11 protein-coding genes and 1 pseudogene are annotated in these 12,512 nt (G+C 40.2%); 6 read left to right on the top strand and 6 right to left on the bottom strand.

Annotated features, from left to right (window positions below):
* Positions 1-12: 12 nt before the first annotated feature.
* Positions 13-642 (bottom strand): hypothetical protein, encoded by a 630-nt coding sequence (locus IQ226_RS00195; protein ID WP_193890631.1) that lies wholly within the window; start codon positions 640-642, stop codon positions 13-15.
* A complete protein-coding gene (locus tag IQ226_RS00190; protein WP_193890921.1) occupies positions 617-1,843 on the bottom strand; it encodes a sulfite exporter TauE/SafE family protein in 1,227 nt (408 codons plus the stop codon). The genes IQ226_RS00195 and IQ226_RS00190 overlap by 26 nt, the downstream gene beginning before the upstream one ends.
* A gap of 127 nt (positions 1,844-1,970) precedes the next feature.
* Here IQ226_RS00190 and IQ226_RS25535 point away from each other — a divergent pair, with 127 nt between their 5' ends.
* Positions 1,971-2,102, top strand: a complete 132-nt coding sequence (locus IQ226_RS25535) for a hypothetical protein (protein ID WP_255539945.1) — start codon at positions 1,971-1,973, stop codon at positions 2,100-2,102.
* Between the two features lie 297 nt (positions 2,103-2,399).
* Here the strand turns inward: IQ226_RS25535 and IQ226_RS00185 are convergent, their stop codons facing one another.
* Together IQ226_RS00185 and IQ226_RS00180 are read right to left on the bottom strand one after the other, a co-directional pair.
* The gene (locus IQ226_RS00185; protein WP_193890629.1) at positions 2,400-4,163 is read right to left on the bottom strand and encodes a serine/threonine-protein kinase; all 1,764 of its coding nucleotides are present in this window, start codon (positions 4,161-4,163) and stop codon (positions 2,400-2,402) included.
* 111 nt (positions 4,164-4,274) lie between these two features.
* Positions 4,275-5,816, bottom strand: coding sequence for a YcjF family protein (locus tag IQ226_RS00180; RefSeq protein ID WP_193890627.1), 1,542 nt, complete (start codon positions 5,814-5,816; stop codon positions 4,275-4,277).
* Positions 5,817-6,589: 773 nt separating this feature from the next.
* Between IQ226_RS00180 and IQ226_RS00175 the strand changes: the two genes are divergently transcribed.
* The 5 genes and pseudogenes from IQ226_RS00175 to IQ226_RS00155 all read left to right on the top strand — a co-directional run bounded on the left by IQ226_RS00175 (position 6,590) and on the right by IQ226_RS00155 (position 9,413).
* Complete coding sequence (locus IQ226_RS00175; RefSeq protein ID WP_193890625.1) at positions 6,590-7,087, top strand: DUF937 domain-containing protein; 498 nt, start codon at positions 6,590-6,592, stop codon at positions 7,085-7,087.
* Between the two features lie 208 nt (positions 7,088-7,295).
* A complete protein-coding gene (gene bchM / locus IQ226_RS00170) occupies positions 7,296-7,988 on the top strand; it encodes a magnesium protoporphyrin IX methyltransferase (protein WP_193890622.1) in 693 nt (230 codons plus the stop codon).
* Positions 7,989-8,162: 174 nt separating this feature from the next.
* A complete protein-coding gene (locus tag IQ226_RS00165; protein ID WP_193890619.1) occupies positions 8,163-8,402 on the top strand; it encodes a hypothetical protein in 240 nt (79 codons plus the stop codon).
* A gap of 35 nt (positions 8,403-8,437) precedes the next feature.
* Positions 8,438-8,755: pseudogene (locus IQ226_RS00160) on the top strand (TolC family protein); the annotation flags it as partial.
* 400 nt (positions 8,756-9,155) lie between these two features.
* Positions 9,156-9,413 carry a hypothetical protein gene (locus tag IQ226_RS00155; RefSeq protein ID WP_168646125.1) on the top strand — a complete coding sequence of 86 codons (258 nt, stop codon included), beginning with the start codon at positions 9,156-9,158 and terminating at the stop codon, positions 9,411-9,413.
* 561 nt (positions 9,414-9,974) lie between these two features.
* Here the strand turns inward: IQ226_RS00155 and IQ226_RS00150 are convergent.
* Positions 9,975-11,108 (bottom strand): glycosyltransferase family 1 protein, encoded by a 1,134-nt coding sequence (locus tag IQ226_RS00150; protein WP_193890616.1) that lies wholly within the window; start codon positions 11,106-11,108, stop codon positions 9,975-9,977.
* Positions 11,109-11,253: 145 nt separating this feature from the next.
* Positions 11,254-12,408 (bottom strand): NAD-dependent epimerase/dehydratase family protein, encoded by a 1,155-nt coding sequence (locus tag IQ226_RS00145; RefSeq protein WP_193890613.1) that lies wholly within the window; start codon positions 12,406-12,408, stop codon positions 11,254-11,256.
* Between the last annotated feature and the right edge of the window lie 104 nt (positions 12,409-12,512).

The following is a 12,512-nucleotide window of genomic DNA, read 5'->3' as shown; positions in this document are numbered from 1 at the left end:
TTTAACGCCAACTTACTTCATTTGTTTCAAAAAAACTACAATACCACCTAAAACTAACAAAGCTCCCAACCCAATTAAAGGTTGTGCTAACCCAATTGTTGTTCCTTGCTGATTCTCGTTGACATTTTGCTCCAGTTGAGAAATATCTACAGCCTTTCCTGTAGCCACAGTGACAAAAAACTTTAACTCAAAAGGTTTAAAACTGCCCTCAGTCACAGGTTTACCACTCAATTGCAACTGATAAGCCCCTGGTTTGGGAAAAGTAATTTCTGCCCCTGGTATACCTTCATACCGTTCAGCCTGAATAGATTTTAATCGAGGTTCAATTAAGGCTGGTTCTCCGGCTACATGAGGTTCAGCATAAATAGCCAACCGACAATTACAATCTTTTAAAGGAATTACCTTACCACCTTTTCGCGTTAGGGCAAACCAAGTTTGAGTAACTTCCCCAGCGCGGGGATTATCATTAGGTTCTAAATGGATAGTACCACCCACATCTGCGGATATTTTCACCGTGTGGGCTAAAACTTGAGTATTTGTAGCAACTATCAAACCAGATAAAATTAATAATAATAGATACCTGATTTTGCTGTTACATGGAGTATAATGAGTCAATTTACTGAGACTTATTGGGAGGAACATAAAATTTTTCTAGATGTAAATATAACCAAAAATACCGTGAACGCACTAATAATACACCAAAAATAATTATCCCCAGGAACACCGCTGCTAACTGGTTTTGCCAACCTAATCTGAAAGCACCCAGGTAATGAGAACCAATCATCACCGTATGAATAGCGCTCAATAACAAAGCTGGTACACTGAGGAGATGAATTTGTCGCCAACGCTTACCTAATGACTTTTGCAGAAAGTCAAAACTTGTACAAACAGCAGGAAGCATTAATGCCAGTGCCACAGCCCCTGCACTCATCCCCCATTGAAATTCTAACTTTAAAAACCAAAAAGCGTTAAAATTCCACTCTAGAGAATGTTCAAAATGATGAATAGTATGTACTCCAGCCAGAACAAAAGCCCCAACTCCCAAAGCTCGACGGTAACGCAGAGGTGCAGACCAAAAACCATTCACAGGACGGGCAATCAATGAGAGAATTAAACAAATTAGAGCAGCGTGTCCGCTATAGTCTGTCATCCTATCCCCTGTCCGCAAGAGGGTAATAGCACCAATCATTAGAGTTAACCACCCACCCAAGCGAAATAATTGACTGCGGCGATCTTTACTCATTAAAGCCGTAGAAACACTTACACCTAGCATGATGGGCAGCGTACCAATGCCAAAAGCTAACATTGTCGCTGTCGCTTGCCACAAATCCCCTGTAGCCGCAGCCTTAATTTGAGCCGCATACAAAAAACCACAGGGCATTAATCCCCAAGTCATGCCCAAAAGTGCCGGTGTCCACCATTGAGTTTGGGCAGATAACTTGAGCATGGCTGCACTGAGACGGTTGTGTAAATTCCCTTTTAAGATAGGATGTAAGAGGGGAATATGCGGTAATAAATCTGGTTTTACCTGTCCTAAACCAAACCAAATCAGCATTATGCCTGTAATTATAGCTATCCACCGCCGCAAATCACTACCGACTCCTGCCAGTTGTCCACCTTCTACTAATACCGAACCGACTGCGCCAATAGCAGCACCAACTAAAGCGTAACTCAACATTCGCCCCAGGTTGAGTAAGGTATGAAATTTTAATTGCTGTTGCCAAGTCGGATTTTTCTGCTGCTGAGAAAGAGAAAAGGCTACTGTTAAGGGTCCACACATCCCAAAGCAATGTCCAAAACTGCCCAAGAAACCTAGTAATGTGATAAGTAATAAATCTAGCATATTCATGATGGGAACTGGGAATTAGCAATTGGGAAAGTATACCTTTTACATCTCTTACCATGATGTCCATGTCAAAAGACGAGCTGTCAAACTTAGTGTAAGTAGGTTAGCATTGAAAATCGTCGTTATGGCCAGGCAAGAGGCAATCAGGATTTTTGTAACTCAAAGTCTTGAACAAGAAACCACCGAAAAATTAATTGATTTAGCGGAAGGTGCTGTTGCTAGTTTAGTTATTCAAACCTTTGCCAGAAAAGATTGATAAAAAATTACCTCCAGCTTAAAAATTGCTGGAGGCTATGAATAAAGACATTGGAATGTGGACTAGTTCGACTACGAATTTAACTTTATTTTGATATAGTTATCTCTATCTGCAGGAACGTTTAAAATTAATTCATTTCTATCTAATTGAATAAACAAAAAAGACCCCCGGTTATAGACCGAGGGATTCTGCAAGTCGGAATTATCGCACAAAGACATTCGCGTACCCAGAATAGCAATGCAACAGATGGAAAAAATGCCAAAATGCCAAAAACCATAAATCTCCGTATTTTTGCCGCTAATTACGAATATTTACTTCCTGTAAGTAATCTTCTGGTTGCAAAAATACTCTACGCTCAAGGGCGTGTTTATTCGTAGGCGTGTTTTGCATTTCAAGTGTTTTCAGTGTCGCTAATTCTCGTTGTTGATTACGGAGACATAACTTTTGGGAATATTCTTGTAGTTTGACTCTTGCTTGTGCATAGACATCAGCATCTTTGGGAACTCTTTCCAGGAGTTTAATTGCCCCAAAAAAGTCACCTACAGATGCTTGATTGTGAGCTTGATATAAATAATATCCCGATCTAACTTGACGTTTTTGATTATATTCAGCTAATTTTTGCTTAACTATAGCACCAGCGGAGCTTGCCTCAGGTATTTGCTGTAAGTAATATAAAGCTGTTGAGAAATCTCTTTCTTCAGCTTTTGCATAGGCTTTTGCTAATAGGGTTTGTGTTTGGGCTTCGATATTTACTTTTGCTTGTTCAATTAGGGGCTGGATTTTTGCTTGCCAATAGGAATTAACTGTAATTTGAGGTGCATGTGGTAATACGTCTGTCCACCGGCTTTCTTTGAAAGCTTTTTCGGCTAAAATATAATGTTCTGCATCTTTTTGCCATTGCTTTTGCCACTCTTCAATTGAGGCTTGTGCTTCTGGATAAAGATTACTATCAAGAGGGATTGACCGAGCTAAATTAATTGCTTTTTGTAGGTCTCCAGATTGATATTTGGCTATGGCTTTATATAAAGTTTCTGTGGCTGAGTAAGCTTGAGAATTATTAAATAAAGAATATACTCCTAACCCAAGCAAAACGGAATTAATTAATAAACCTAATCGTAATCCTACTAGTAATGGTTGAGATTTCTGAGGTGTTTTTTCAATAGTTTGATAAGATAATTGAGATTCTGCTATTTGTATCTCTGCTGGGTTATTTTCCCATTTTATATGCTTGAGTACCCATAGTGCTTCATGAGCGGATTGAAACCGTTCCTGATGTTGATAACGGATCATCTGATTGAGGAAAGCAATTAAATAATCATTAATTTGGCTATCATGATCACACCAAATAATTTCATTGGTTTTGGGATCAATTTCTAATTGCAGAGGTGCAAGTCCTGTAATAGCTTGAATAGCAATTATGCCCAAGGAGTAAAGGTCGCTATTGGGTTGGGTTTGACCAATGAATTGTTCTGGAGGAATGTAACCCAAGGATGTTACAGGAATTTGATCTATGGATAATTCGGTTTCAATACTAAAATCTATTGGTTGAATTGAGCCAAAATCAATTAATACTAATCTGGCATCTATCCCTCGTCTAATTAGGTTTTCTGGTTTAATATCGCAATGAATAAAGCCTTGAGAGTGAACAAATTCGAGAATATATAGGGCATCTTCTAGAAATTTGATAAGGTCAATTTCACTCCATTTACCTGAGCTTTGGGGGCTAGTTGGTAGTTCTGCGGCTAAGGACTCTCCAGGAATAAATTGTTGTACTAAATAAAAACGTTCATTTTCTTCAAAGCAGGTAATTAATTCGGGAATTTGGGGATGGCGACCTAAGTGTTTGAGGGTTTCAGTTTCTGTTAAAAACCGTAGTCTGAGGTGGTCAAAATAGGAGGTAGATTGATAGTTGTTAACTTTGAGTTGTTTAACAACATATCTGGGTTTTTCTGGATGGTGCATATCTACCGCAATAAATGTTTGTCCAAACACTCCGGCACTAAGTGGTTGCACAATTTGGTAACGCTCTTGTAATAGCTTGCCGATCATTTGGTTGTTCATGATCTAATTACTCAGAAATCCTTATATATCTTTTCTGACATCGGCTGCTATTTTCCGGAATTATAGACAATAATTCAGTATGTGAAATATTCAATAATTATTTCAGTGTTTTTACTTATAATCTTCTTTGTCTACAAAGGTATCAGTTAATGGTTTGACGACTTTAGCGATCGCTTCTTGCACAAAAACTTTGATAAATTCATCCCGGCGATTAATCTGAAATTGTTGCTGGACAACTTCTGTCATCCCCCCATCACCCCAATCTTGATCATGACGAAAATATTCAATAAAACTTTTCCCAGCAATGCGGGTTAAATATGCGGCTGTCACCCCTTGAATTGCTCTTCCCACAATAAAAGTAGCCACATTCAGTTGCAAAGCCGTTGATAATAATTCAATAGCCCCTTTGACAATCCCTAAACCAGCAATAGTTTTTCCTAAAGATAGGGCTAATTCCTTACCCCGTTCCATGTTTAAATCACAACCATAAATCCTACCAATTTCTACGACCATTTGAGCATTAACCGCCGCGGTGGCGAGTAAGTCTACCATTGGCAATGGGGTAACAGAAACCACACCTGCGCCAATCCATTGATACCGCTCAACAATTTTATCAGCTTGGCGACGACGCTGGGAATCTATCAGTTTACGGGCTTCTTCTCCTAAGCGTAAAGACTGTAAGAGGATATTGTCTGCCACTAAATCTTCACCTTCAGCGCGTAAAATGGAAGCCATACGTCGTAACAAAGGGATAATATCCGCTTCAGGTTGAAAGGTTTCGCCAGTTTCTAATTGGGCTATTTGGGGATTGGCAGCGATCGCTACCACATCATTAGTAGCAATAAAACCCCGTACCCGCTCCCGTAATCTCGCCAAGATTGATTCTATGTCAGTTTCAGTGTACAAATCTGTTTTATTTAGAACTAAAAGCGATCGCTTACCAATTTCCGCCAACCCCCGCAATGGTTCATATTCAGAACGGCGTAAATCATTATCCACCACAAATAACAACAAATCCGCCTCCGTCGCCAAAGCCCTAGCCAATTGTTCCCGTTCCGTACCCGCCACCCCCGGTTCTAAAATCCCTGGAGTATCAGTAATTAATATCTTCCGTTCCAAACCCTTCAACCGTAAACAATAGGTTTCTCCTACCTGAGTCGTGCCCATTGGTGCATTCACTTCACCAACTATCCGCCCCATAATCCCATTCACCAGGGAAGTTTTACCAGCACTACCAGTACCAAAAACAACAACCTGAATTTCCCCTCTCGCTAAATTCGCCTCAATTTCCTTAGTCCGACTCAGTAAAGCTTGGCGTGTCACCTCATCTTGAATTTGGGCTACTTGTTGACGGACTGCTTGCAAGGTAGAAGAAGCCGCATCCGATTTAGCCGCCGGAATTTGGGCAAAAGTCACCCTTTGACGTTGACGACGGGATTTTTCTTCCCCCTGCCGCAGTACCAATACATAATAAACAAAAGCAGCAATCAAACCACTAATCAGTAAAACTAGCAGTAATAATAGTAAATTACCTAACAACGGCGAATAGGACAACTGCCAGTACAATCGGGAAAGAGAATCAATTAGCCATAAGGTTAACGCCAAAATGACGATCAGGCCAACAATTAGTGTAACAATACGAGACAACGGCATGAAGGATAGAAGTTATTACCTGTATAATGTTTTTCTCAGAGAGCAAATTCAGGAGGCAGGAGAAACCCACCCTTACCCATGGTAGGATTGAAGCAAGGACGCTTTATACTGCACTTCGTGCCGCTACGCTAACGCCCTGGGCATCTTGGTATAATTCTTTCTTTAAACTGGGATTAAAACTCAGAGCTAAAGTTTCAATTGATACTCACAACCTTCTGCCTCCTGCCTTTTTCTAAAAAGCAACAATTTTTGATCAACTAAGTAGGTTGGCGTTAAAAATTGTCGTTATACCAAGGCAAGAGTAAAGAAGTTTTCCGGGATTTTGCGTTTCTTTACACAGTTTGGTTTTATTGTGTTCACCTACTTAATATTTCAGTGTATGTGTAGTCTTGCCTGATTGACAGTCATAATATAAACTTTATCTATGAGTTTAAACATTTTAACTCTTTTCAAAAATTATTCCCCCGCGTGAGTATCAGAAAAAAAGTTGTTCCGGGGTATAGTCTCTTCCTGGGAATATGACTTTTAGGTACATCTGGAGGGTTATTAGTAGGCAGTAGCTATTGTCAAACAGCCTCAGAAAAAGCAATATTACTTCATAAAGAAGGTCTCTTACTCGGTAACTTACAAACAAAACTTTGACAAATAGTGATACCAATTGCTCATTGATCAATATAATAATTTTGACTTTATCCCTGATTTCTAACTGTTGATGACTTGATTTTGCTGTATCATTGATAATTAGAGATATTAAAAACAACAGGAAAAAATTAATGGGGCTATTTGATCAAATTCTTGGTGCAGTTAGCAATTCCACTCAACCCGGTGGTTTGGATAATTTAGTAAATATTGCCACCACAGTTAAACAATTAGGTAATGGTGTTGGTGCAGACTCTTCCACCATGGAATCAGTTTTATCAGTTGTTGGTAAACAAATACAATCATCTTTACAGGCAAAACAAGCTACTGAGGGTAGTGAAGCCGTACAAGAACTAGTCAATCAATTTGCCGGCACTTCAGCCAATTTTGAAGCTGTAAGCAGCTTATTTTCTCCAGATAGCCAAGCACAATTGGCGGAAGAGGCCACCCAAGGTACTAACCTAGATGTGAACAAAATTCAACAGTTATTACCCACGTTAATTCCTTTAGTTTTCAGTTTCTTGCAATCTGGTGGTAGTCCATTACTCAATAAATTTCTAGATGCTGACGGTGATGGTGATGTAGACATTGCGGACGCGATTAAATTAGCTAGTAAGTTTTTAAGAATTTAAACTGACTGGAATTTTTGTCGCTGAGAATCTGCTGATACCAAATTCAGATGAAGCTGCATAGAATTAAGACTTCAAAAATAATTGACCGCAGATAAACACAGATAATGACGGATGAATTCATTGGATTTCACGATTCTGTGCAGCCTTACATATAATTGGGATGACAAATGATAATTTTAAGAATTGTGAACAATTAACAATTGAGTTTATGAAAGCAGCCGAGGATAAAACAATAGTCCGCGAATACTTCAACTCCACGGGTTTTGATCGGTGGCGGCGCATCTATGGTGATGGTGAAGTCAACAAGGTTCAGCTAGATATTCGCACTGGACATCAACAAACTGTAGATAATGTCATCGGCTGGTTAGAAGCTGACAACAATTTACCATCATTATCAATTTGTGATGCTGGGTGTGGTGTTGGTAGTCTGAGTATTCCTCTAGCTATGAGTGGTGCTAAGGTCTATGCCAGCGACATTTCCGCCAAAATGGTATCAGAAGCTCAGGATAGGGCTGTAATGGCTTTGTCAAATACTGTAAACCCCTCTTTTACGGTACAGGATTTGGAATCTTTGGGTGGTAATTATCACACTGTTATCTGTTTGGATGTTCTGATTCATTACCCTCAAGAAAAAGTTGACGAGATGATTTCTCATCTATGTTCTTTAGCGCAGTCACGAGTTATTCTCAGTTTTGCGCCTAAAACTTGCTTCCTGACTATCCTCAAAAAAATCGGTACTTTCTTCCCTGGTCCAAGTAAAACCACTCGCGCTTATTTACATCCTAAAGCTGATGTGATCAAAATTCTGGAAAAAAATGGCTTTTCAGTCCAAAGACAAGCTATGACGCGAACAAAGTTTTACTTTTCCAGGTTACTAGAAGCAACTCGTACATCTGTTTAAGTTGTAAGTTATAATTGATACTTTTATATTCCCGATTTCTTTGAGAGGTCGGGAATTTTGTGGTTCACGATATCAGCCCAAAATAGCCTAAAAAAAGGCAATCAGCCACAAATTAGCCATTATGCCATTTCATAATATAATTTACTCATGTATTTTTTATGGCAATTAGTATAAATGTTCAACACATTACCTCATCGCTACATGATAGTTGTGAGTATTAATTTTATCATCCTGTTGAGGAGTATTGGATCTAGCGTTGCACAAGTATCTGATGACCTCAATCCTAGTCCCAATCCCTTACAGTTACATTCCTTCCCGATAGAAGTAACGATTCAAAAAACTCAGCCAATTACTATACAGCAAGCCTTGGAACTAGCACGACAAAATAACTCTGAGTTAAAATTAGCATCATAGGAGGTAGAACGCAGCCGTGCTGCCTTAATAGAGGTTCTCAATTTGCTAAACAACTGCATAATATTCGGTTTGAGGTTGAACAAGCTTATTTGCAGTTGCAGTCTAACTTGGAGAATGTTCAAACTACCAATGTTGCTCTAGAACAAGCCAAGGAAGCTCTTCGTCTAGGACGTTTACGTTTTCAAGCAGGTGTTGGGACTCAAACCGATGTTATTAATGCACAAAATGATTTAATCAAAGCAGAAGGAAAGCGAGTACAAGCTATCTTAGACTATAACCGTGCGTTAGCTCAATTACAACGAGCCGTTACTGTTAGAGGAGTTTATTCAGCAAGCCCTACTTATTTTAAGTAAAACTTGTATATTCAATTATCCCAATTTAAATGTATAATCATGGTTTGCAAGGAAAGTTTTTCCAAGTATTGCAAAAAGGAATGTATTAATCTATCTTAAGAGATATATTAAGGACATATTGAATTTAATAGAATCTGTTGTTAATAAATTAGAGAATAAGTAAACGTGAATAACTGCCCTAAAGCTACACCCATGACTTACGCCACTCTAAACTATCAGTAGTATGTCATAGTTTGATCTATCCTATCCTGAACAGGTAGAGGAGCTATGAAAACAGAACTATTCATCTATCTTGATCACCAACAGGGGAAACAAACAGCAATGTATGGCTTAAGGCACGCTGCGCTGTCAGTATTATATAAGTTTTATAGAGCAGTTGAGTAAATGGAGAAAAAAAATGATGAGCAAAGAAGATTTTCTCTATCCCCGTGGTCGCTATTATGGTCATGTCAAACCAGAAAACTTAGTATTTAACGCGAATTTGCAGGAATTTGCCCAAAAGGTTAGTTATATTTGCAATTTAGAAACTGGCGGCAAGATCTCACCAGATGAGGCTTATGACCAGATTAAGTTACTTTGGAAACAGTTAAAACAATCAAAAAAAGAACTGAAAATCGGTGAACAACCTTTTCAAAGTAACGGCTCTGAAGAAGCTTAGGTAATTGGTCATTGGTCACTGGTCATTGGTTTATAGGAACAAACAACTGACAACTGACTATTTTGTGATCATTGTCCAAACACCATTCCAGGACTTTGGCGGCGGTGTCTGCTGGTATTTATAGGCGCGTTCTGAATTCGCACAGATTGATCCGTTGGTTCGATAACTTGAGCTAATTTGAAGCAAGCGATCGCCTGGGTAAAATCTCTGAATATATAGGGTTTGCTGAATAAGTTGTCTGTGAGGGGAGGTAACAGGTGCTACGCCACGGGGACAGGTGACAGGGAAGGAATTTTCTTCTTTCTTCTTTCTTTCTCCTGAACTCCTGATAGCGCAGCGTCGCGTTGGCCATACTCCGAACTCACCTGAGTTCGGTGTTAGGAGTTTCTCCTTCGGAGACGCTACGCGAACAGAGTTATGATTTTTTCAACGAGATCATCAGGGTTTGAGACTCATATTTGGGGCAGTTTTCCAAAAATTATCTTATGTCGAACTCAGGTGAACTCCGAACGGTGACAGGTGCCTAAGAAGCCCACACTCACCTGAAAGGGAGTATGTCACTCACTCCTGACTCCTACTACTGTTTACGATTATTTTTTGATAATAGTCTTCCAGTTGTTGTGTAGCCGATGTCCATCCCCATTTTTCTGCTTCTGCACGGGCATTTTTACGGATAATAGCTATTTCCTGCCCTTGTTGTAACAAACGTATAGTAGCATTAATTGCCTCTTGAATATCAGCTTGTGGATCAAAAAGATATCCATTGACACCATCTGTGACAATATCAGGGATGCCTCCAGAACGGGCTGCTACCACTGGACATCCGGCAGCCATAGCCTCTAGTAGAACTAATCCGAGTGTTTCTGTGCGGGAAGGAAAAATAAAAGCATCAGCACTGGCAAAGGCAGAGCCTAATTCTTTACCCATAAGATAACCGACAAAATAAGTATTTGTCCCAGCAAAGTGTTTTTCCAAAGCTTGACGGTGAGGACCATCGCCGACTAATGCTAATCTGGCATTGGGAATGGCTGCTAAAATTGGTTTAATGCCCTCGATTTCCTTTTCAGCAGAAAGACGACCAACGTAGAGTAACAAAGGGCTATCTGGATGATTTTGGGAAAGATGCGATCGCATTTCTGCACTGACTAAATCAGGATGAAATAATTCTGTATCTACTCCCCGTTGCCATAAATCACACCTTTCAATCCCATGGGCGGAAAGTTCCTTTACCATTGCCGTAGAGGTACACAAATTTAACTCAGCCTGATTATGACCCAATTTTAACAACTCCCACAGTAACCCTTCTAACATCCCCAAACCGTAATGTTGCAGATATTGGGGCAAGTGGGTATGGTAAGAAGCCACCAAAGGAATTTTGAGAACTTTACTATAAAAAATCCCTGATAGTCCGAGAACTGCGGGATTAACAACATGAATAATATCTGGTTGAAACTCTTCTAAAGCATGACCAATGGCAGGGCGAGGTAGTGCCATTTTCAACTCTGGATAGAGAGGTAAGGGAAAACCACTAACTCCGTAAACTTTCGCGCCTTTGTGTTCAGTGATACCACCTTCAGGGGCAAATACCAAAACTTGATTGCCAAGACGTTGTAAGTGGTCAACAGTATGGCGAAGACGGGTAACAATGCCATCAACTTTAGGTAAAAAGGTTTCTGTAAATAGGGCAATTCTCATAAAAAGAAGGAGTTCGGAGTTCGGAGTCAGGAGTTCGGAGTTCGGAGTTAAGAGTCAGGAGTTCGGAGTCAGGAATCAGGGGAGAATGAATCCGCCTTTTGCCTTTTGCCTCTTGCCTCTTGCCTCTTGCCTCCTTTACTGTCACCTATTTTCTATGCCAAGAGACCTTGGGAAGAATTTGTTGGTGATCAACTCGGTTCTGATACTTGACGGAAAAGTTTAATAGTGAATCAAGTAGAGAATCCGACAGCAGATGGGGTTGTAAGCCTAAATCCAGGAGTTTGGTGTTTTTGGCATTGAAATAGTGTTCTTCCTTCTCCACTCTGGGGTTGTCTATGTGGTTAATATCCACATTTAATCCCATAGCGTTGCCGGCTTTTTTCACCATCAATGCCAAGTCACCGACACTGAATAGTTCAGTAAATTGATTAAACACACGGAATTCTCCTGGTTCGGCAGGATTAGCGATCGCTAACTCAATACATCGCACCGTATCCCGAATATCCAAGAAGCCACGAGTTTGTCCACCTTTACCGTAGACGGTGAGAGGATGGCCCACGGTAGCTTGAATACAGAAGCGGTTCAGTGCTGTACCAAATACACCATCATAATCCAACCGATTAATTAACAGTTCGTCCATCCCCGTTTCTTCGGTTAAGACACCGTAAACAATCCCCTGGTTTAAGTCTGTAGCCCTTAAACCCCAGATCCGGCAAGCAAAGTGGATATTATGGCTATCGTGGACTTTACTCAAGTGATACATAGAACCGGGCTGTTTCGGATAGGGCAAAGTATCCTTACGTCCGTTATGTTCAATCGTAATGTATCCTTCTTCAATATCAATGTTGGGCGTTCCATACTCACCCATTGTTCCCAATTTCACCAAATGGCAATCGGGGAAATCTTCCCGCATAATGTACAGCAAGTTCAACGTACCCACCACATTATTGACCTGAGTGAGAACAGCGTGTTCACGGTCAATCATGGAAAATGGTGCTGAACGCTGTTCACCAAAATGCACGATCGCAGTTGGTTGAAATTCGTGTAAAGCTTTGTGCAGAAACTCGTAATTAGTAATATCGCCGATAAACAGATCAATAGACTTAGTAGTCAAATCCTGCCATCGCTGGAGACGTTTCTGAATTGGTGCGATTGGGGTAAGGGTTTCTACGCCCAGTTCATTATCCCAATGTCGCCGCACCAAACTATCTAAAATTCCAACTTCATAACCTCGATTAGAAAGGTAAAGCGCGGTTGCCCAACCGCAATACCCATCACCACCAATAACCAGGACTTTCATCTTTACCAGTTTTTACTCGCTGATAGCTAAATCTATCAGGTTTGTGTCCCCTGTTTATCATTAAATTCTCGCTCAGGCAGTAAATAATTACAGCAGGAGTCAGG

Source organism: Dolichospermum sp. LEGE 00240, assembly GCF_015207875.1.
GTDB lineage: Bacteria > Cyanobacteriota > Cyanobacteriia > Cyanobacteriales > Nostocaceae > Dolichospermum > Dolichospermum gracile.
Note: the sequence above shows the minus strand (reverse complement) of the source record. Positions and strands in the feature narration are given on the sequence as shown.

Bases quoted from the DNA above. Each gene is read 5' to 3' on its own strand.
- IQ226_RS00195 (WP_193890631.1), bottom strand. From the start codon at position 642: ATGTTCCTCCCAATAAGTCTCAGTAAATTGACTCATTATACTCCATGT.
- IQ226_RS00165 (WP_193890619.1), top strand. From the start codon at position 8,163: ATGTTCAACACATTACCTCATCGCTACATGATAGTTGTGAGTATTAAT.
- IQ226_RS00150 (WP_193890616.1), bottom strand. From the start codon at position 11,108: ATGAGAATTGCCCTATTTACAGAAACCTTTTTACCTAAAGTTGATGGC.
- IQ226_RS00180 (WP_193890627.1), bottom strand. From the start codon at position 5,816: ATGCCGTTGTCTCGTATTGTTACACTAATTGTTGGCCTGATCGTCATT.
- IQ226_RS00190 (WP_193890921.1), bottom strand. From the start codon at position 1,843: ATGCTAGATTTATTACTTATCACATTACTAGGTTTCTTGGGCAGTTTT.
- IQ226_RS00175 (WP_193890625.1), top strand. From the start codon at position 6,590: ATGGGGCTATTTGATCAAATTCTTGGTGCAGTTAGCAATTCCACTCAA.
- IQ226_RS25535 (WP_255539945.1), top strand. From the start codon at position 1,971: ATGGCCAGGCAAGAGGCAATCAGGATTTTTGTAACTCAAAGTCTTGAA.
- IQ226_RS00145 (WP_193890613.1), bottom strand. From the start codon at position 12,408: ATGAAAGTCCTGGTTATTGGTGGTGATGGGTATTGCGGTTGGGCAACC.
- IQ226_RS00185 (WP_193890629.1), bottom strand. From the start codon at position 4,163: ATGAACAACCAAATGATCGGCAAGCTATTACAAGAGCGTTACCAAATT.
- IQ226_RS00155 (WP_168646125.1), top strand. From the start codon at position 9,156: ATGAGCAAAGAAGATTTTCTCTATCCCCGTGGTCGCTATTATGGTCAT.
- bchM (WP_193890622.1), top strand. From the start codon at position 7,296: ATGAAAGCAGCCGAGGATAAAACAATAGTCCGCGAATACTTCAACTCC.